Origin of the sequence: Microbacterium sp. BWR-S6Y, from assembly GCF_041379845.1 — a bacterium.
GTDB lineage: Bacteria > Actinomycetota > Actinomycetes > Actinomycetales > Microbacteriaceae > Microbacterium > Microbacterium hydrothermale.
Window position 1 is genome coordinate 1 of record NZ_JBFECV010000008.1, and the last position, 18,682, is coordinate 18,682.

The 18,682-nt window shown below is 71.1% G+C and carries 17 protein-coding genes, 1 pseudogene and 1 riboswitch; of the genes and pseudogenes, 10 read left to right on the top strand and 8 right to left on the bottom strand.

The features are described 5' to 3' along the window. A pseudogene (locus AB1K56_RS15600) lies at positions 1-128 on the top strand (IS481 family transposase); the annotation flags it as partial. Positions 129-347: 219 nt separating this feature from the next. On the opposite strand, the gene AB1K56_RS15605 reads toward AB1K56_RS15600, so the two are convergent. Then, the gene (locus AB1K56_RS15605; protein WP_371206391.1) at positions 348-1,013 is read right to left on the bottom strand and encodes an SDR family oxidoreductase; all 666 of its coding nucleotides are present in this window, start codon (positions 1,011-1,013) and stop codon (positions 348-350) included. Here AB1K56_RS15605 and AB1K56_RS15610 point away from each other — a divergent pair. Beyond that, the gene (locus AB1K56_RS15610) at positions 1,012-1,443 is read left to right on the top strand and encodes a transposase (RefSeq protein WP_371206392.1); all 432 of its coding nucleotides are present in this window, start codon (positions 1,012-1,014) and stop codon (positions 1,441-1,443) included. The genes AB1K56_RS15605 and AB1K56_RS15610 overlap by 2 nt on opposite strands. A gap of 197 nt (positions 1,444-1,640) precedes the next feature. Continuing rightward, positions 1,641-2,429, top strand: coding sequence for a type II CAAX prenyl endopeptidase Rce1 family protein (locus AB1K56_RS15615; protein ID WP_371206393.1), 789 nt, complete (start codon positions 1,641-1,643; stop codon positions 2,427-2,429). A 341-nt stretch (positions 2,430-2,770) separates the two neighbouring features. Here AB1K56_RS15615 and AB1K56_RS15620 read toward each other — a convergent pair whose 3' ends face one another. From AB1K56_RS15620 to AB1K56_RS15630, 3 genes are all read right to left on the bottom strand, one after another. After that, complete coding sequence (locus AB1K56_RS15620; RefSeq protein WP_371206394.1) at positions 2,771-4,291, bottom strand: DUF222 domain-containing protein; 1,521 nt, start codon at positions 4,289-4,291, stop codon at positions 2,771-2,773. Between the two features lie 502 nt (positions 4,292-4,793). After that, positions 4,794-5,138 carry a GntR family transcriptional regulator gene (locus AB1K56_RS15625; protein WP_371206395.1) on the bottom strand — a complete coding sequence of 115 codons (345 nt, stop codon included), beginning with the start codon at positions 5,136-5,138 and terminating at the stop codon, positions 4,794-4,796. 117 nt (positions 5,139-5,255) lie between these two features. Next, positions 5,256-7,019 carry a D-alanyl-D-alanine carboxypeptidase family protein gene (locus AB1K56_RS15630; RefSeq protein ID WP_371206396.1) on the bottom strand — a complete coding sequence of 588 codons (1,764 nt, stop codon included), beginning with the start codon at positions 7,017-7,019 and terminating at the stop codon, positions 5,256-5,258. 36 nt (positions 7,020-7,055) lie between these two features. After that, positions 7,056-7,166: riboswitch (TPP riboswitch) on the top strand. Between AB1K56_RS15630 and AB1K56_RS15635 the strand changes: the two genes are divergently transcribed. From AB1K56_RS15635 to AB1K56_RS15645, 3 genes are all read left to right on the top strand, one after another. Further along, a complete protein-coding gene (locus AB1K56_RS15635; protein WP_371206397.1) occupies positions 7,159-7,803 on the top strand; it encodes an ECF transporter S component in 645 nt (214 codons plus the stop codon). (Overlaps the previous riboswitch by 8 nt.) Next, the gene (locus AB1K56_RS15640) at positions 7,803-9,251 is read left to right on the top strand and encodes an ABC transporter ATP-binding protein (protein WP_371206398.1); all 1,449 of its coding nucleotides are present in this window, start codon (positions 7,803-7,805) and stop codon (positions 9,249-9,251) included. Before AB1K56_RS15635 ends, AB1K56_RS15640 begins: the two co-directional genes overlap by 1 nt. After that, positions 9,248-10,042 (top strand): energy-coupling factor transporter transmembrane protein EcfT, encoded by a 795-nt coding sequence (locus AB1K56_RS15645; protein ID WP_371206399.1) that lies wholly within the window; start codon positions 9,248-9,250, stop codon positions 10,040-10,042. The genes AB1K56_RS15640 and AB1K56_RS15645 overlap by 4 nt, the downstream gene beginning before the upstream one ends. Before the next feature lie 88 nt (positions 10,043-10,130). On the opposite strand, the gene AB1K56_RS15650 is transcribed toward AB1K56_RS15645, so the two are convergent. Beyond that, positions 10,131-10,625: a GNAT family N-acetyltransferase gene (locus AB1K56_RS15650; protein WP_371206400.1), complete on the bottom strand. Its 495-nt coding sequence runs from the start codon at positions 10,623-10,625 to the stop codon at positions 10,131-10,133. 118 nt (positions 10,626-10,743) lie between these two features. Between AB1K56_RS15650 and AB1K56_RS15655 the strand changes: the two genes are divergently transcribed. From AB1K56_RS15655 to AB1K56_RS15670, 4 genes are read left to right on the top strand one after another with little or no spacing between them, the layout of a single operon-like run. Further along, a complete protein-coding gene (locus tag AB1K56_RS15655; RefSeq protein ID WP_371206401.1) occupies positions 10,744-11,712 on the top strand; it encodes a hypothetical protein in 969 nt (322 codons plus the stop codon). Between the two features lie 46 nt (positions 11,713-11,758). Continuing rightward, complete coding sequence (locus AB1K56_RS15660) at positions 11,759-12,520, top strand: SDR family NAD(P)-dependent oxidoreductase (protein ID WP_371206402.1); 762 nt, start codon at positions 11,759-11,761, stop codon at positions 12,518-12,520. Beyond that, positions 12,517-13,296: an enoyl-CoA hydratase/isomerase family protein gene (locus AB1K56_RS15665; RefSeq protein WP_371206403.1), complete on the top strand. Its 780-nt coding sequence runs from the start codon at positions 12,517-12,519 to the stop codon at positions 13,294-13,296. Before AB1K56_RS15660 ends, AB1K56_RS15665 begins: the two co-directional genes overlap by 4 nt. Next, the gene (locus AB1K56_RS15670; protein ID WP_371206404.1) at positions 13,293-14,123 is read left to right on the top strand and encodes an SDR family oxidoreductase; all 831 of its coding nucleotides are present in this window, start codon (positions 13,293-13,295) and stop codon (positions 14,121-14,123) included. Before AB1K56_RS15665 ends, AB1K56_RS15670 begins: the two co-directional genes overlap by 4 nt. A gap of 180 nt (positions 14,124-14,303) precedes the next feature. Here AB1K56_RS15670 and AB1K56_RS15675 read toward each other — a convergent pair whose 3' ends face one another. The 3 genes from AB1K56_RS15675 to AB1K56_RS15685 form a co-directional block, all read right to left on the bottom strand. Further along, positions 14,304-15,146 carry a Cof-type HAD-IIB family hydrolase gene (locus tag AB1K56_RS15675; protein WP_371206405.1) on the bottom strand — a complete coding sequence of 281 codons (843 nt, stop codon included), beginning with the start codon at positions 15,144-15,146 and terminating at the stop codon, positions 14,304-14,306. Between the two features lie 62 nt (positions 15,147-15,208). Then, positions 15,209-16,624, bottom strand: coding sequence for a glycoside hydrolase family 1 protein (locus tag AB1K56_RS15680; protein WP_371206406.1), 1,416 nt, complete (start codon positions 16,622-16,624; stop codon positions 15,209-15,211). Between the two features lie 18 nt (positions 16,625-16,642). Beyond that, the gene (locus tag AB1K56_RS15685) at positions 16,643-18,502 is read right to left on the bottom strand and encodes a beta-glucoside-specific PTS transporter subunit IIABC (protein ID WP_371206407.1); all 1,860 of its coding nucleotides are present in this window, start codon (positions 18,500-18,502) and stop codon (positions 16,643-16,645) included. Between the last annotated feature and the right edge of the window lie 180 nt (positions 18,503-18,682).

The window sequence follows — 18,682 nt, forward strand, 5'->3', positions numbered from 1 at the left end:
CAGAAGCCGAACGCCGCGCGGCGCTGCCGGGTTGGTTGCACTTCTACAATCATCACAGGCACCACTCCGCGATCGGAGCCCCGCCCATCCGCAGGATCGACAACAACCTTTCCGGACATCACAACTAGATCAGGTTCGACGGGTGTGTTCTCAGCCCTGCTGGGCACCCCGTGTCACTGCGGGCGACGCTAGCACAGGGGGTGTCCGGGGATGCGGCGGCGTGGGCTCGCGGCATGGCAGCGCGCGGGTACGGGCGTGCAGCTGTGCACCGGCGAGCGTCAGGTGGCCAGGCCCACGGCGGGGCGAGGACGCGGGTGTGTGCGTGCGGGTGCGGTTCGGAATCCGGCTCAGAAGCGGGCGGAGAACCCGCCGTCGGTGTGCAGCAGCTGACCGCTGATCCACCGGCCCGCGTCGGAGAGGAGGAACGCCGTCACCCCGGCGATGTCGCGGGGCGTGCCGAAGCGGCCGAGCGGGTGGTACCCGGCGAGGCCGTCGCGGGTGTCGTCGTCCATCCACCCGGTGTCGATGGGTCCGGGGTTCACGACGTTGGCGGAGATGCCCCGCGGCCCGAGCTCGCGGGCGGCCGAGATGACGATGCGGTCGAGCGCGCCCTTCGATGCGCCGTACGGCAGGTTCCCGGTGGTGTGATCGCTGGTGAAGGCGACGACCGCTCCTCCCGTCTGGTCGACCTGTCGGGCGAACGCGGCGATCATCAGGAGGGTCGCGCGGGCGTTGACGGCGATGTGGCGATCGAAGCTCTCCGCCGTCGTGTCGAGGATGCCGGACTCGACGCCGTGCGCGTGACTGAGCACGAGGGCGTGGATCGGCCCGCGTTCGTCCGACACGCGCTCGATCAGGCGCGTGGGTGCCGTCGGGTCGGCGAGATCGCACGGGAAGTCGCCGGAGTCGAGTTCGCTGGTGACGACGTCCCACCCGTCGGATCGCAGGCGGGGGATGATCCCGGCGGCGATGCTGTTCGCGCGTGCGGCACCGGTGACGAGGACGAGGGGCATGGATGGAGGCTACGCCGTGGATGTGACGGCGGTGATGATGTTCACCGCCGGGAGCATCAACGACACCACGATGATGACCGCCGTGCTCGAAGACATCCGGGTACCCCGCGCCAGCGGGGGCCGGCCACGGACTCGACCGGACCGCGTGCTTGCCGACAAGGGCTACCCGTCGAAGGTGAACCGAGCATGGCTACGCCAGCGAGGGATCGCAGCAACGATTCCCGAGCGTGATGATCAGATCGACCACCGCCGCAACAAGCCCGGCCGACCGATCGACTTCGGCGATCAGCAGCAGGAACGCTATAAGGGCCGAAACGTCGTTGCACGCTGCTTCAACCGGCTCAAGCAATGGCGTGGGATTGCCACGCGATCCGACAAACTCGTCCGCAGCTACCACGCCGCCATAAGTCTCGCTGCCACGCTGATCTGAATCAATTCGGACTCGATCAACAAGCCCAGGGATTTGTGAGAGCGCCGCGTCACGTCACGCAGTGATTGAGGCAATTACTCTGTCCCCTCCCTCCAGGTAACGGCAGTCCCCGGCCAAACACCCACAGCCAAAGACGTTGACCTCGACGCCTCGAGTGCGCTTGCCTTAGCTGCCGGCGTATGTGAGGAGTGATTGGTGTGAAGACAGATGAGACTTTTCGTGTTCAGCCACGGGTGTGGATCGGGGTCGTCATCTTCATCGGCTACGTCGCCGTGGTCTACGCAGTCCAAGCGCTCAGTGGGATTCCATACACCGACCTAGATTCCAGCGGAGCCAACCTCTTCTTCGGGGCAGGCCTTTCCCTGGTCATCTCCGCCATCCTGCTCGCCATCACCACCACGCTCCTTGGCTGGTGGCGACCTGCACTGTTTGACCGTCATCGTGCAGCACACAAGTGGCCCATCATCGCCCCCGCGATCATGGTCGTCGGCCTCGTCCTGAACCTCGTCGCCACCGACTGGGGCTCCTATGACGGAGCATTCTTCGCCGCGTCGATCGTTCTGCTTCTCGTGGGATTCACGGAAGAACTCACCACCAGAGGGCTCCTCCTCACCGGGCTGCGCAGCCGTCTGTCTGAAGTCTGGGTGTGGCTGATCACGTCAGCCCTCTTCGGTGCGATGCACTTCATCAACATCTTCACCGGCCAAGCGGTCGGGCCGACCATCCAGCAAGTGCTGCTCGCCTTCGGAGCTGGCACGATCTTCTACGTCCTCCGAAGGGTCACCGGCAGCCTGATCTGGGCGATGATCCTTCATGGGTTCTGGGATTTCTCGACCTTTGCTGTGACTCATGGCACTCCCGGATTCCTGGCGGGTTTCGGTGGCATCTTCGAGATCTTGGCGATCATTTTCGCCCTGGTCAGCGTGCCCGTCGTCGTCCGTGGGGCAGATGAACGCCTGGGTGCCCCTCGCGCAGCGTTGGCATAGAACGCCCGGGCGCACTCCATCTCGTTGCGGAGTCGTCGAGTTCGTTCCGAAATCCAACAATCTGATCCGCAGCTACCGCACCGCCGTCGCTTCCGCGCGGATCTGAATAGATCAGACTTGATCAACACGACCTCAGGGGACGTGCGGGCGAGCGTTCTGGCTGGGGGCGTGCGACCACGTCTTGCGGTTCCCCACGCAGCGGTCGGGCAAGGCGAGCAGGTCTTCTCCCCGCGCACGGCGCTGTCGGCGTGACCCAGCGGGTTTTCCGGCCGGGTCCGCGACGGTCGGGGCGCGCGAGCGCATCCCCTGACCGAGGTGGGGGCATCCGGGTGTTGCGTGGTTCAGAAGGGTGGGGCTGGTTGGTGGGGGTCGGGTGGGGGTGGGTCGTCGGGGAGGAAGCGGATGGCGGGGGAGTAGGGGAGGGGTTCGTCGGTGTAGGTGCGGCCGGTGGGGGAGGTCCATGCGAGGACGCCGCCGGGGTGTTGTCGCACTGCCCAGCGTGTGTGGTGTTTCTGCGTGTGGTGGCGTTGGCAGAGGGCGGCGAGGTTGGTGATGTCGGTGGGGCCGCCGAGGGCGTGGTCGTGGGTGTGGTCGATTTCGCAGCGGATGGCGGGGGTGGTGCAGCCGGGCCAGCGGCAATGGCGGTCGCGGGCGCGGAGGTGGCGGTCGATGGCGGTGGTGCGGTGGTAGGTGTCGGTGTGCAGGACGGCGCCGGTGACGGGGTGGGTGATGACGCGGTCCCAGGCGAGGGTGGTGGCTTCGGTGAGGGTGCGGGCGGTGTGGGCGTCGAGGGGTCCGTGGCCGACGAGTTCGGCCGGGTCGAGGTTCTCCGTGCCCGGGTTCAGCACGGTCAACGCGGGGACGACGATTTGGACGCGGGCGCGGATGGTGCCGAGGGTTCCGGGTCCGCCGTCGGTGCGGGTGGGGTCGGCGTCGGGGGCGGCGGTGAGGAGCAGGTCGGCGAGGATGTCGGCGCGGAGCTGCGCGGTGGTGCGCTCATCGGTGGTGGTGGTGGTGGTGGTACCCGTGGCGCCTTGGGTGGTGGAGGGCCCCGCGCCGCTCACCGTGGAGTCCGCGACGGTGCTCACGCCGGCACTCACCGCGGGGTGACCGGTAGCGCCCCCGCGGGAGCCCGCTGCGGAGCTCCGGGCGGTGTCCGCGTGGGCACGTGCGGTGTCTGGCGCGTTGTCGGTGAGACCCGCGCCGGTGCGGTGGTCGATGAGGGTGCGGGCTTGCTGGGTGAGGCGGTCGTAGATGCCGACGGCGAGGACGGTGGGCAGGGTGGCGATGAGGTCGGACATGCCGTCGACGCCGGGGATGACCCGTACGCAGCGGGTGTCGCGGCCGCGTTGGTGGCGTTCGGTGAGGGTGGTGGGGTGCAGCCGCTCGGCGAGGACGGCCAGGCGCGAGCGCAGACGGCCGGGGCTGAGTCCCTGTGCGTGGTCGATCGCGAGTCGGTCGAGGTCGCCGCGTTTGTCGAGGGGGAGGTCTGAGCCGATGTCGGCGATGACGTGCGCGTGGGTGCGGCTGATCTGGCCGCTCTCCCACGCGGCTAGGGTCACCGGGTAGTCGTCGACGAGGGTCATGGCGCGGGTGATCTGACGTTGCATCGACCGGTCGGAGGAGTTCTCGGCGGCGGCGAGTTCGGAGGCCACCTCGCGCAGCGCGAGTTCGGCGGCGCGGGAGGTGGGGCGTTGGCCGGCCATCACCTCGAGGGCGAGGTGCCCGGCCTCGGCGAGGGCGCGGGTGCGGGCCACCTCGGCGGCGGCCAGGGCGATGCCGGTGCGCACGACCTCCTCGAGCACCGCGGACAGGGGCCGTGCCGCACCGTCCGGGGTCGAGGGGGAGGTCTCATCGTGCATGTGTGCATGCTAGCGGTGGCCTCCGACATTACCCCCGGTCAGAGGCCCCTTCTGTGAACAACTCCAGCCCCACGGAGGCTGGGGAGGAGCGGTGGATTCCGCGGGCGCGCGACCGCTCGCCTTCCGGCGACCCGCTCGCTCGATTCGCCGACACGAGGACGTTCGCGTCGTGAACACTCGCCCGTTCCGATGCACGATCCAGAGCCCCGATCGACCGGCCGCTCTATCTCACTTGAGCCCCCGCCGCGAACCCCGCCGCAAACCGCGGCCACGAAGCCCTCCCGCCAACCCCCGCAAACCCCAGGAACCCGCGAACCCCCGCAAACCCCAGGAACCCGCGAACCCCCGCAAACCCCAGGAACCCGCGAACCCCCGCAAACCCCAGGAACCCGCGAACCCCCGCAAACCCCAGGAACCCAGGAACCCCCGCGAACCCCTGGAACCCCCGCGAACCCCTGGAACCCCGCGAACCCCTGGAACCCCGCGAACCCCCCCCGGCGCCTCACCCGTCCGCGAGTGCCGCCCGCACGAGCTCGATCGCGTCGGCCGGCGAGAGCCCCAGCCGGCGGGCGGTGCGCGCGAACTCGCGGGCGGCGGCGGCGCCCTGCGCGGTCGCCGCGTCCGCGCCGCGCACGATCGTGCCCGCGCGACCGCGGGTCTCGACGAAGCCCGCCTCCTCGAGTTCCTTGTAGGCCCGCGCGACGGTGTTCGCGGCGAGGTTCAGCTCCGTCGCCAGGGTCCGGACGGGTGGGAGCTTCGTGCCCGCGACGAGCGAACCGTTCTCGATCGCGGCGATCACCTGCGCCCGCACCTGCTCGTACGGCGGCGTCGAGGAGGCGGCATCCACTCTCACGTTCAAGGTCGGATGTGCGTCTATCACGAGGTCGCCTTCCGTCGGTGCGTCTTCGCCGAACCTATCGCCGTCGCCGGTCTCGCCGCATCGGGCGCCGGGGCGGAGCGCGGTTCAGTCGCGGTTGAGTCCGAACAGGTCGAGCGGGTGCGTCAGACGCCACCACGGGCTGGGCGGTTCGACCTCGGCGGCGAGCTGCACGTCGACGGTGGAGGCGTCGACGGGTCCGGTGGCGGTGAAGGTCCCCACCGTGTCGCCCGCCTCGCGGGAGTCGCCGAGGTCGAAGCGCGCGGAGGTCTGCGCGCTCCCGCCGTTCCACAGCACGACGGTCGCGTCGGATGCCGTGACGAGGTCGATGTCAGGCCCCCACAGGGTCTCGACCTTGCCGACGAGCGTGCCCGCGGTGACCGACGGCTGCGGCTGCAGCTCTTCCTCGATGCGCGTGAAGAGGGTGCGGGCGGCCTCATTGCGGCTGTCGGGTCCAGGCTGCCCGAGCACGGCCGCGTAGGCGCGCACGGTGGTTCCGCCGACCGTGATGTCTTTCGCGGTGAGCAGGTTCCACGCATCGAGGGTGCCGGTCTTCACGCCCACCACGCCGGGGTCGGACAGCAGCGCGTTGCCGTTCTTGAAGGTGCCCGCGCCCGGCAGCGTCAGCTCCGGCGTGCGCACGATCTCGGCGATCACCGGATTCGCGAGGGCCCGCTCGGCGAGCGCGATGAGCGCCGCGGGGGTCGCGGTGTTGCCCGCCTCGATCCCGGTCGGATTGACGATCGTGATGCCCCCGATGCCCCGCTCGGCGAGGTAGGCGTTCGCGGCGGCCGAGAAGGCGGCATCCGTGCCGAAGAGATCGGATGCCAACCGCTGCGCGTAATTGTTCGCGGAGGCGATCAGCATGCCCTGGAGCATCTGCAGTTCGGTGAGGCTCCCGTCGACGGGCACGTCGAGCGACGACTCGCCGCGCGCCCGGTACTGCCAGTAGTCGGCGCTGTCGGCCTGCGTGAAGGAGTAGGTCTTGCCCTGCTCTCCGGGGGCGAGCGGCAGGCGGTCGAGCACGACGAGGGCGGTGACCACCTTGGTGATGCTCGCGATCGACTCGGGGGCGCTCGCCGACGACGAGAGCGTGTCGGGCACGCCGTCGATCGCGATCGCCGCCTCACCCTGGGCGGGCCACGCGGGTCGGGCGGACGGGGCGGCGGCGGGTTCGACGGCGACCGTCCGCGTCGTCGGCTGCACCGCGTCGAGCGGCCACAGCAACGTCGTCGCCACGTACGCGGCGAGCATGAGCGTGAGCAGCACCGGAGGCACCACGGTCGCCGGCCGCAGCCGACGCCGCCGTCGGCCCGACAGCAGGTCGACCTGCCGGGTCGTCGTGCCCGACACGACGAACGTCGGCGCGGGCCGCGGGGCCGCAGCGTCGGCCGGATCGACCCACGCGAGGGCGCCGGCGGGCGCGGGGACGGAGGGCCCGACGGATGCCGCAACGGCGGGTGCGGCGAGGGAGGGCGCTCCCGGGTCGGCGGTCCCCGCCGTCGCCGGGGCCGCGTCGGTCGTGGCGGCGGATGCCGGGTCGGCGACGGCCGGAGCGGCGGGCTCGGGCGCCGGGATCTCCGCGGGCTCGGGCGCCGACACCTGCGCGGCCGGAGCCGCGGGCGCGGGAATCTGCACGGCCGGAGCCGCGGGCTCGGGCGCCGAGACCTCCGGGGAGCCGGATTCCGGACTCTGCGAACCCGCCGAGGACGCTCCTCCGGCGGCGGATCCGAGGTCGTCGGCACCGGACGCGTGCGCCGACGTCATCGACGCGGCATCCGTCGTGCTCTCGAGCGGTCCCTCGACCTGATCGCGCCGCGCGCGCCTGCTGGCCGGGATCTGGTCGTGCACCCGCCCACGCTACCCCGGCCGCCTGTCTATACTCTTCAGCACAACCACGGGAGTCCGGTGAGCCGGGCTGAGAGGAAGCGAATCCACGCTTCGACCGTCGAACCTGATCCGGATCATGCCGGCGCAGGGAGGAGATCACATGCACACGTCCACGTCTGCCCGCACGGCCCCCGCCACGGGATCCGCGTCCGCATCCGCCGCACGTTTCTCGTGGCGGGTCGTCGACATCGTCGTCGCCGCCGTCCTCGGCGTCGCGATCGGGCTCGTGTTCTGGGGCTGGAACACCGTCGGCGGCCTCTGGTTCGGCGCGATGGATGCCGTGACCCCCGGCCTCGGCGGCATCGCGGTGGGCATCTGGCTGCTCGGCGGCGTCGTCGGCGGCCTCATCATCCGCAAGCCGGGCGCCGCGCTGCTGGTCGAGCTGGTCGCCGCCGTCGTCTCGGCCCTCATCGGCAACGTCTGGGGCATCACGACGATCTTTTCCGGCCTGGCGCAGGGCCTCGGCGCGGAGCTGATCTTCCTGGCGTTCCTGTACCTGCGCTTCACGCTCCCGGTCGCGATGCTCGCCGGCGCCGGTGCGGGCATCGGTGCGTGGGTGCTGGAGCTGTTCCTGACGCCGAACATCGTGAAGTCGATCGAGTTCAACCTCATCTACCTCGGCACGCTCGTCGTCTCGGGCGCTCTGCTCGCGGGCCTCGTCGGCTGGCTGCTCGTGCGCGCCCTCGCCGCCACCGGCGCCCTCAGCCGATTCGCCGCGGGGCGGGAAGCGCGCCGCGACGTCTGATGGCGCATCCCGCGAGCGTCGACGTCGAGGGCTGGGGCTGGCGCTACGCCGGTCGCAAGCTGCCCGCGACGAGCGAGGTCGATCTGCGCATCGAACCCGGTGAGCGGGTGCTGCTTCTCGGGGCCTCCGGGGCCGGCAAGTCGACGCTCCTCGCCGGCCTCGCGGGACTCCTCGGCGGCAGCGACGAGGGGGAGACGACCGGTCGCATCCTCGTCGACGGGCAGCCGCCCGAGGCGCAGCGCGGCCGCATCGGCCTCGTGCTGCAGGACCCCGAGTCGGGGATCGTCCTGTCGAAGGTCGGCGACGACGTGGCCTTCGGCTGCGAGAACCTGGGCGTCCCCGCGACCGAGATCCCGGCGCGGGTGGCCGAGGCCGTGGCATCCGTGGGTCTCGGCGTGCCCCTCGACCGCGCCACCAAGGCGCTCTCGGGTGGGCAGAAACAGCGCCTGGCCCTGGCCGGCGTGCTCGCGATGCGCCCCGGACTTCTGCTGCTCGACGAGCCCACGGCGAACCTCGACCCGGTGGGGGTGACCGAGGTGCGGGCCGCCGTGGAGCGTGTGGTGCGTCGAGAGGCGACCACCCTCGTGCTGATCGAGCATCGCACCGCCGTGTGGGCCGACCTCATGACGCGCGTCGTGGTGCTCGCCCCGGGTGGCGGGGTCCTCGCCGACGGCCCGCCCGATCGCGTCTTCGCCGAGCACGGCGACGACCTCGCCGCCGCGGGGGTGTGGGTGCCCGGACGCCCCGTCGACCTCCCCGTGCTCCCCGCCGCCGGGGCCGCGGATGCCGTGCTCTCGACCCGCGGACTGTCGATCGGGCGCGAGAAGCGCACGGTCGTGGCATCCGGGCTCGAGATCGTCGTTCCCCGCGGGACCGGCACCGTGGTCACGGGACCGAACGGCGTCGGCAAGTCGACGCTCGCGCTCACCCTCGCGGGGCTCCTGCCCGAGCTCGACGGGGAGGTGGTCGCGGCGCCGTCCCTGGCCGCGCGCGGTGTCACCCGCCCGTCGCGCTGGCGCTCGACCGAGCTGCTGACGCGGATCGGCACGGTGTTCCAGGAGCCCGAGCACCAGTTCCTCGCCTCGACGCTGCGTGACGAGCTCGCCGTCGCCCCGCGCGCGTTGAAGCGGTCGACGGCCGAGATCGATGCGATCGTCGACGAGCTGCTCGAGCGGTTGGATCTGGCATCCCTCGCCCTGGCGAACCCGTTCACGCTCTCGGGCGGACAGAAGCGGCGCCTGTCGGTGGCGACCGTGCTCGCCGCCTCTCCCGAGGTGATCGTGCTCGACGAGCCGACGTTCGGGCAGGACCGGCGCGGGTGGACTGAGCTCGTCGCGCTGCTGCAGCGAGAGATCGCGCGCGGACGCACGGTCGTCGCCGTCACCCACGACGCCGACGTCGTCCGTCACCTCGGTCAGCATCGGATCGAGATGGGGGATGCCGCGTGACCGGCGTCGCGCAGGCTGACGGGGTCCGCGAGCGCGCCGTGTGGCTCGACGGCGTGAACCCGGTCGCCAAGGTGGCGGTCGCCCTCGTGCTGGCCGTTCCCCTGCTGATCACGCTCGACGCCGTGAGCGCGAGCACCGCGCTCCTGCTCGAACTGCTGTGCGTGCCCCTGACCGGACTCCCCTACGCGGTGGTCGCCCGGCGGCTCCTGCCGGTGATCGTCTTCGCCCCCATCGCGGCGGTGAGCATGCTGCTGTACGCGCGGCCCGGCGGCACCGTCTACGGCACCTTCCTCTTCGCCACGGTCAGCGAGAACTCGATCGCCCTCAGCGTCGCCGTGCTGCTTCGCGTCGTCGCGCTGGCGCTGCCGATCATCCTGCTGTTCGCCCGCACCGACCCCACCGAGCTCGCCGACGCGCTCGCGCAGGTCGCGAAGCTCCCCAGCCGCTTCGTGCTGGGGGTGCTCGCGGGGGCTCGCACCGTGGGGCTCTTCGTCGACGACTGGCGCACGATGACGCTGGCGCGTCGGGCGCGGGGCCTCGGCGACCGCGGTGCGCTGCGCCGGTTCTTCTCGATGGCGTTCGTGCTGCTCGTGTTCGCGGTGCGCCGCGGCACTACTCTCGCCACGGCGATGGAGGCGCGCGGCTTCGGATCCGGCATCGACCGCACGTGGTCGCGGCCCTCGACCCTTTCGAGCCGCGACGCCGTCGCCGTCGGCGGAGCGGCGCTGCTCGTGGCCGCGGCGCTCGGGGCGGCGGTGGCGACGGGGGCGTTCCGGGTGGTGGGGACGTGACCGTCGCCGTTCACCGAACGTCGCCGACACGACGATGACCGGCCGCGCGGCGCGGAGTCTTCCGGGCGCTCGGCGAAGAGCGGGGTACTCAGAGCACGTACTCGAAGCACAGCGAGAGCGGCATCGTCTCCACGTACGGCTCGTACACCGGGATGGGCGTGAAGCCCGAGGCGGCGTACATGTGCAGCGACTCGGGTTGCATCCGACCGCTCTGCAGGATCACGCGGGGGGCGCCACCGCGGCGGGCGAGGTCGACGACCCGGGCGGTGAGGGCGCGTCCGACCCCGCGGCGGCGCGCGGTGTCGCGGACGATCAGGCGCTTCAGCTCCCACTCGTCGCCGAGGCGCCGCAGCATGACATGGCCGATCGGGGTGCCGTCGGCGTCGACCGCGAGCAGCGTCGCGACGATCTGCTCGGGGTGCACGGCGAGGGCGGCGGCGCGCTTCGCCGCGAACGCGGGGGTGTCGTCGGCATCGGCCTCGCGGTAGCACTCGTCGAGATCGTCGTCGAGGATGCCGCGCAGCTCGACGGCACGAGGATCGTCGACGTCGACGGACTCGATGCGGAAGGCGGGGTCGCTCACCCGTCGAGCCTAATTCCGTCGACGGCTCCCCGTCCGTGCGCCGGAGTGTCGGGGACGGGTGCGGCGCGTCGCGGCGAGCCGGGTCCCGGCGGGGCAGAATGAGCGAGGGGGAGGTGTCATGGAGCTCGCGCTGGGTCTGTTGGCCGTCAGTGCCGCCGTTGCGGCGGTCGTGTTCCTGATCGCGATGCCGCGCATCGGCATGCCCGGTCGCACGACCCTCTTCCTCCGCTTCGCCGCGGTGTCGGGCATCTGCGCCGTCGGCTCGAGCGCCATGTACTTCATCTACACGGCGGGGGGCGGCATCCTGAGCCTCGTGCTCGGCGATGTCGCGATGGTGCTCGCCCCCTCCCTGCTGCTCGTGGCGGTGAGCGTGCTCGGCGGGCGGTCGGCGCGACGCACCTCACTGGGGGTCGCCGCGCTCGCGCTGATCGTGGCGGTCGTGACCGCCACGGTTCCGCTTCCCGGGTCCCTCGCGGTCAAAGCCCTCGCGCTGGCCCTCGCCTGCGCCGCGTGCGCGGTGGTCGCGCTGCGGAGCGACATCGAGCCGTTCGGCCCGGTGCGCCTCATCGCCCTCACCAGCGCGGTCTACGCGCTGTACAGCGTCGCGCGCGTGGTCGTCGGGGCAACGGCGGGCTGGACCTCTCCGCTGTACCTCGTCGGGTTCTCGTACGCCCCGGCGACGGTGCTGGGTGGCGCGGCCGTCGTGCTCGTCGGCATCGCCGTCATCCGCTTGCGCTTCGGTCGGCGTACGCGCCCGGAGGACATCGTCTGCCCGCACGGGTCGGTCGTCGTCGTCGGCGACTGGGACCTCGCCGTCGCGGCCTACGGCGCCGACCGCGTGCACGAGCTCGTCGCCGAGCTGCGTCGCGCCGCCCTCGACCTCGACCCGCGCGCGATCGAGGTGCCGCGCGGGGCGGAGCTGACCGTCGCCGACCCGCTGCAGGCGGTGGGGGCCCGGTTGCGGGACGCGTTCGGCTGGGAGGCCGAGGATCTCATCCTGCTCGTCGACGGGGCCTCGACCGCGGCCGTCCGCACGCAGACGGGTCCGGTCTGGCGTCGGCGCTGGTGGAACCTCGGGCGGTCCTGAGTCTCGGCTAGGGTGGGACCGGGTTTCAGCTTTCGAAGGAGAACGCATGGATATCGCAGGAGCCTCCGCCCTCGTCACCGGCGGCGCCTCGGGCCTCGGTCTCGCCACTGCCCGCCGCCTCGCGGCGGCCGGCGCGCGCGTCACGATCGTCGACCTGCCCTCGTCCCCCGGTGCGGAGGTCGCCGCAGAGCTCGGCGGATCGTTCGCCGCCGCCGACGTGACCGATGCCGAGCAGATCGCCGCCGCCGCCGCGGTCGCCGCCGACGCGGGTCCGCTGCGCGTCGTCGTCAACTGCGCGGGCATCGCCCCGCCGGCCAAGGTGCTCGACCGCGAGGGCGTACCCACCTCCCTCGCCGACTTCGAGCGCGTCGTCCGCGTCAACCTCATCGGCACGTACAACGTCGTCGCGCAGGCCTCCGCCGTCATGGCGAAGACCGATCCCACCGACGGCGGCGACCGCGGCGTCATCGTCAACACCGCGAGCGTCGCGGCCTTCGACGGACAGATCGGCCAGCCCGCGTACTCCGCGAGCAAGGGCGGCGTGCACGCGATGACCCTCCCCCTCGCCCGCGAGCTCGCGCGCCACGGCATCCGGGTCGTCACCATCGCCCCCGGGATCATGGAGACGCCCATGCTCAAGGGCCTGCCGCAGGCCGCCCAGGACTCCCTCGGTCAGCAGGTGCCCTACCCCTCGCGTCTCGGCGCCCCCGACGAGTACGCGCGGCTCGTGCTGAGCATCGTCGACAACGGCTACCTCAACGGCGAGACGATCCGCCTCGACGGCGCGATCCGGATGGCTCCGAAATGACCGACGGCATCCTGCTCCACGTCGAGGGCGGACTCGCCCGGGTCACCTTCGATCGGCCCGCGTCGCTGAACGCGATGGACTTCCCCATGGCCCGCCGCTGGCGCGAGGTCGCGCACGAGGTCACGTCCGACTCCTCGGTCGCCGCGGTGATCCTGGATGCCAACGGCCCCGCGTTCTGCGCCGGCGGCGACGTGGTCGCGATGTCGACGAGCGGATCGTCCGGCGCCGAGGTGACCGCGACGGCCGAGGCGATCCACGACGGCATCCGCACCTTCGCCGAGGCGCCGCTGCCGATGGTCGCAGCCGTGCAGGGCGCTGTCGCGGGCGGAGGGCTCGGGCTCATGCTCACCGCCGACTACGTCGTCGCGAGCGAGAACGCGCGCTTCGTCAGCCGCTACGCGAACATCGGTCTGACCCCCGACCTCGGCGTCTCGACGCTGCTCCCCGCCGCGATAGGTCAGCGCCGGGCGCTGCAGCTGCTGCTGCAGGACCGGATGCTCGACGCCGCGGAGGCCCTGGACTGGGGTCTGGTCGCCGAGGTCGTGGCATCCGGCGATCTCGCCTCCCGCGTCGAGGAGATCGCGCGCTTCTGGCTCGACGGGGCCACCGCGGCGTTCGGGCAGGCGACGCGTCTCGTGCGCGTCGGCGCGGGACGCACCTTCGCCGAGAACCTCGCCGACGAGGCCGCCACGATCGGCGCCGCGTTCGACACCCCCGAGGCGAAGGCGCGCGTCGCCGGGTTCGCCGCCGCCTCCGCGAAAGGACGACGCTCGTGACGCTCTCCGGCAAGACCATCCTCATGTCGGGCGGCAGCCGCGGCATCGGTCTCGCGATCGCGCTGCGCGCGGCGCGCGACGGCGCGAACATCGCGATGCTCGCGAAGACCGACACCCCGCACCCCAAGCTCGAGGGCACCGTGCACACGGCGGCCGAGGCGATCCGGGCGGCCGGCGGCCGCGCGCTGCCGATCGTGGGCGACGTGCGCGACGAGGCCTCGATCACCGAGGCCGTGATGCGCACGGTGGGGGAGTTCGGCGGCATCGACATCGTCGTCAACAACGCCAGCGTCATCGACCTCTCGGGCTCCCTCGAGCTCGCGACGAAGAAGTACGACCTCATGCAGGACGTCAACGTGCGCGGGACGTTCCTGCTCTCGCGCGCGGCGATCCCGCCGTTGAAGGATGCCGCGAACCCGCACATCCTCTCGCTGTCGCCGCCCCTGAACGTCACGGCGAAGTGGCTCGGCGCGCACACCGGCTACAGCCTCGCGAAGTTCGGCATGACGATGGCGACACTGGGCCTCGCGGAGGAGTTCGCCGGCGACGGGATCGCGGCGAACACCCTGTGGCCGCGCACGACGATCGCGACCGCGGCCGTGCAGAACGTGATCGGCGGAGACCGGCTCATGCGGGTGTCGCGCACGCCCGAGATCTACGCGGATGCCGCCTACGAGGTGCTGTGCGCGCCGTCGCGCGAGCTGACCGGGCAGACGCTGATCGTGGAGGACGTGCTCCTCGGTGCGGGGATCTCGGACTTCTCGCGGTACGCGGCCGTGCCGGGGACGCCGGATGAGGCGATGTACCCGGACATCTTCCTGGACTGACGCCGGGGCTGCGCGGCCGTGGCCCCCGCCTCGCGTCTCGCGGAACGGGCGGGGTCCGGCCTGCGGTGAGGCCCCCTCGCATCCCGATAAACGCCGATCCTGTCGAGACACGCCATGTCGCCGCGTGTCTCGGCAGGATCAGCGTTTATCGAGGGGGTGCGGGGTGGCGGATGCCGGGGCTCAGATCAGACCCAGCTCCGCGAACGCGTTGTGCACGCCGTCGTCGAGCACCGAGGTCGTGACGCGTCCGGCCAGCTTCTGCAGCTCGGGCACGGCGTTGCCCATGGCGACGGGGCTGCCGACGACCTCGAACATCTCGACGTCGTTCCAGCTGTCGCCGATGCCGATGGCATCCGCCGCCGACAGGCCCAGCTGGGCGAGGACGGACGTGATGGCGGAGCCCTTGGTCACCCCGGCCTGACCGATCTCTCCGTTCGACCCGCCGGGCAGGGGGATCGACCCGGGGATGACGTGGAACCCGTCGCCGAGCGCCGCCGCGGCGTGGGCGACGGTGTCGGTCGAGGGGCTGACGAACACGGCCTTCGCGACCGCGTCGCGGTCGACGTCCGACACCGGCTTCGGCTCGTTCCACAGCGGCTGCTCGGACGGCAGCCCCTGCGCCTCGAGCTCGGCGGCGCGCTGCGCGTGACGCTCGCGGCGGTACTCGGCCATGACGGGGCCCATGCCCTCGCTGGCGTAGACCCCGCCGTGGGTCTGTAGGAAGTAGTGGATGCCGTGCGCCGCGAAGTACCGCTCGAGGGCCTCGACGTCTTCGCGCGGCATGGGGCGGTCGACGATGAGCTCGTCGGCGCGCGTGGCGTAGGCGCCCCCGTTGGTGATCGCCCCGTCGAAGCCGATCGCCCGCACATCGGGGTGGATGTCGCCCGCGGAACGCCCGGTCGAGAGCCACACGAGGTGGCCGTTCTCGCGCGCGCGGCGGATCGCCGTCACGGTCGAGGGGGCGATCACGGAACCGTGCTCGAGGATCGTGCCGTCGACGTCGAGGAAGGCAATGCGGGTCATGTGCACTCCAGCAGGGGATCGACCCCGGGTCGTGGGGACCCGGGGTCGATCCGGTCGGGGGGTCAGCGGGTGAGCGACGCGCCGTTGGTGCGGATCACGTCGGCGTACCAACCGAACGACTTCTTGCGGTACCGATCCAGCGTTCCGGTCCCGTCGTCGTTGCGGTCGACGTAGATGAAACCGTATCGCTTGCTCAGCTGGGCGGTGCTGGCGCTGACGATGTCGATGCAGCCCCACGAGGTGTAGCCGAGCACCTCGACGCCGTCCTCGATCGCCTCGCCGACCTGCACGAGGTGGTCGTTCAGGTAGGCGATGCGGTAGTCGTCGACGACCGTCTTCTCACCGTCGATCTCGACGAGCTGATCGCGCGCACCCAGGCCGTTCTCGACGACGAAGAGGGGCTTCTGCCAGCGGTCCCAGAACTGGTTGAGCACCAGCCGCAGGCCCACCGGGTCGATCTGCCAGCCCCACTCGCTCGCCGGGAGGGTCGGGTTCGGTACGCCGCCCATGATGTTGCCCTCGCCGGCCGCGCGCAGCGCCGGATCGGCGGTCTCGGCGATCGACATGTAGTAGCTGAACGACACGAAGTCGACCGTGTTCTTCAGGTCGGCGCGGTCGTCGTCGGTGATGTCGAGGGCGATGCCCTCCTCGCGCAGGCGCCGCAGGAAGTACCCGGGGTACTCGCCGCGCGTGTGCACATCGCCGTAGACGAGGTTGCCGTGGTCGGCGTCCATCACCGCGACCGCGTCGGCGGGCGACGGGGTGAGCGGATAGATCGGCATCGACAGCACCATGCACCCGACCTTCGCCTCGGGGGCGACCTCTCGCGCGATGCGGGTGGCCCGAGCGGATGCCACGAGCTCGTGGTGCATCGCCTGGTACAGGTCGCCCTTCGGGACGCCGCCCTCGGGGATCGGGATGCCGCCGCTCATGAACGGCGCGTGCAGCAGCGAGTTGATCTCGTTGAACGTCAGCCAGTACTTCACGCGCGAGCCGTAGCGCTCGAACAGCGTGCGGGCGTACCGCTCGTAGAAGCCGATGAGCGCGCGATTCGTCCATCCGCCGTACGCCTCGGCCAGGTGCAGCGGCGTCTCGTAGTGCGAGATCGTCACGAGCGGCTCGATGCCGTGCTTCTCGAGCTCGTCGAGAACGCGGTCGTAGAAGGCGAGGCCCTCCTCGTTGGGCTCGGTCTCGTCGCCCTTCGGGAAGATGCGGCTCCAGGCGATCGAGAACCGGTAGACGCCGAATCCCATCTCGGCGAACAGAGCGATGTCCTCCGCGTAGCGGTGGTAGTGGTCGATGCCGACGAGCTTGAGGTTGTCGGACGTGGGCTCAGCGCTGCGCGGACCCGAGATGCCCCGCGGCATCACGTCCTGCACGGAGAGGCCCTTGCCGCCCGCGTCGTAGGCACCCTCGATCTGGTTGGCGGCGGTCGCGCCGCCCCAGAGGAAGCCGTCGGGGAAGGGGGTGGTGGTCATTTCTTCGTTCTCCGGGGTTCAGCGAGTGGCGGACAGGGAGTCGACGGATACGGCGCGGAACAGCGTCTCGCCGTGCGAGAGGGGTCCGGATGCCGTGTCGGCGACGTCGGGGTAGAGGTCGCCGTTGGTGACGATGACGGGCGTGATCAGGTCGTACCCGGCCTTCTCGATCGCGTCGCCGTCGAACTCCACGAGCAGGTCGCCGGCCTTCACCTCGCTGCCGGACTGGACGTGGAGCGTGAAGTGCTCGCCGCCGAGCTTGACGGTGTCGAGACCGACGTGGATGAGCAGCTCCACGCCGTCGACACCGCGGAGCCCGATCGCGTGACCGGTGGGGAAGGCCGCCACGACGGTGCCGTCGAAGGGGGCGTAGACCGCGCCCGAAGTGGGACGGATGGCGACGCCCTTTCCGAGCGATCCGTCGGCGAAGGCGGCATCCGCGACCTCGCTCAGTGCGACCACGGTCCCGTCGACGGGATTGCGCACCTCGGTGTCGGTGGCGGTGGCGGGAGCGGTCGGGGCCGCGGCCTCGACCGGGTCCGCGAAGCCGACGAGCACGGTGAGCAGGAAGGGGACGAGGATCGCGACGGCGAGACCGATGCCGAGCATCACCATGTTGCCGTTGCCGAGGAGGGCGGGCAGCGCGAGTCCGGAGGGGACGACGAAGGCCTTCGAGAAGACACCGCCGATCGCGATGAGCGCGCCGCCGAGTGCACCGCCCACGATGCCGAAGGCGAAGGGGCGCTTGAGCGGCAGGTCGATGCCGTAGATCGCGGGCTCGGTGATACCGGCGAGGAAGCCCGAGAGCGTGGCGGGGGCGGCGAGCGAGCGCAGGTTCTTGTTGCGCGTGCGCACGAGCACGCCGGCGACGGCGGCCGCCTGGGCGAGCACGGCCGCGAACACGGGGCCGATGAGGAGCATCTGCCCCGTGGTCTGCAGCTCGAGCTGGAACAGCGGGACCAGGCCCCAGTGCAGGCCGAAGATCACGAAGACCTGCCACAGGCCGCCCATGATCGCGCCGCCGAGCCACGGCACGGTCTGGAACACCCAGCCGATGGCCGCCGCGAGGCCGCCGCCGACGAGGCTCGACAGGGGGCCGATCGCGAGGAACACCAGCGGGACCGCGATGGCCACGACGATCATCGGCGTGAGGAAACGCTTCACGGCGCTCGGCAGGACCTTCAGCAGGAACCGCTCGGCGTAGCTCTGCAGCCACACGATCACGATGATCGGGATGACGCTCGAGACGTAGCTGACCATCGTGACCGGGATGCCGAAGAAGGTGATGTCGGGCTGACCGTTCAGGGCCACGATGCTCGGGTAGACCAGGGCTCCGGCGATCGCGAAGGACGTGAACTCCGACGCCTTGAAGTAGCGCGCCGCGGTGATCGCGAGGGCCATCGGGAGGAAGTTGATCAGCGCGTCGGAGAGCGCGTTGAGGATCACGTAGGTGGTGCCCGTGGCATCCAGCCAGCCGAAGGTGACCGCCGCGGCGACGAACGCCTTCAGCAGACCCGTGCCGGCGAGGGCCCACAGGATCGGCGTGAAGATCGCCGAGATCATCTTGATGAAGCGATTGAACAGGTTCCCCTTGGGGCCGTTCTCGCCGCCCTCGGAGCCGGCGCCGCCGAGCTTCGTCTGCGCCTGGATCGCGGCGTACACGTCGGGGACGTCGTTGCCGATCACGACCTGGTACTGGCCACCCGCCTGCGCGGTGGTGATGACGCCGGGCGTGGCGCGCAGAGCCGCAGCATCCGCCTTGCCCTCGTCCTTGAGCACGAACCGCAACCGCGTCGCGCAGTGCACGAGCGAGGTGATGTTGCTCTCTCCGCCGACGCCGGCCACAACCGCCGTCGCTGTCTTCGCGTGATCCACCATCGGAATCCGCCTGCCTTTCGCCGCTTCAGTGCGGCCTCTTCGAGATGTTCGGGCGACGCCCCGGAGTGCTTCGGGCAATAAAAAAGACCCGAATCCGTTCATCGCTCGTCAGCGATGTGGATTCAGGTCTTGCCCGCTCGCGCGGTAACAATCCGGAAATCGTCGGCAGGGTATGACGCC

What these genes read in the sequence shown, in the direction of transcription:
- AB1K56_RS15610 (WP_371206392.1), top strand. Translation starts at nt 1,012, where the DNA reads ATGGATGGAGGCTACGCCGTGGATGTGACGGCGGTGATGATGTTCACC.
- AB1K56_RS15605 (WP_371206391.1), bottom strand. Translation starts at nt 1,013, where the DNA reads ATGCCCCTCGTCCTCGTCACCGGTGCCGCACGCGCGAACAGCATCGCC.
- AB1K56_RS15620 (WP_371206394.1), bottom strand. Translation starts at nt 4,291, where the DNA reads ATGCACGATGAGACCTCCCCCTCGACCCCGGACGGTGCGGCACGGCCC.
- AB1K56_RS15635 (WP_371206397.1), top strand. Translation starts at nt 7,159, where the DNA reads ATGCACACGTCCACGTCTGCCCGCACGGCCCCCGCCACGGGATCCGCG.
- AB1K56_RS15640 (WP_371206398.1), top strand. Translation starts at nt 7,803, where the DNA reads ATGGCGCATCCCGCGAGCGTCGACGTCGAGGGCTGGGGCTGGCGCTAC.
- AB1K56_RS15655 (WP_371206401.1), top strand. Translation starts at nt 10,744, where the DNA reads ATGGAGCTCGCGCTGGGTCTGTTGGCCGTCAGTGCCGCCGTTGCGGCG.
- AB1K56_RS15660 (WP_371206402.1), top strand. Translation starts at nt 11,759, where the DNA reads ATGGATATCGCAGGAGCCTCCGCCCTCGTCACCGGCGGCGCCTCGGGC.
- AB1K56_RS15665 (WP_371206403.1), top strand. Translation starts at nt 12,517, where the DNA reads ATGACCGACGGCATCCTGCTCCACGTCGAGGGCGGACTCGCCCGGGTC.
- AB1K56_RS15675 (WP_371206405.1), bottom strand. Translation starts at nt 15,146, where the DNA reads ATGACCCGCATTGCCTTCCTCGACGTCGACGGCACGATCCTCGAGCAC.
- AB1K56_RS15680 (WP_371206406.1), bottom strand. Translation starts at nt 16,624, where the DNA reads ATGACCACCACCCCCTTCCCCGACGGCTTCCTCTGGGGCGGCGCGACC.
- AB1K56_RS15685 (WP_371206407.1), bottom strand. Translation starts at nt 18,502, where the DNA reads ATGGTGGATCACGCGAAGACAGCGACGGCGGTTGTGGCCGGCGTCGGC.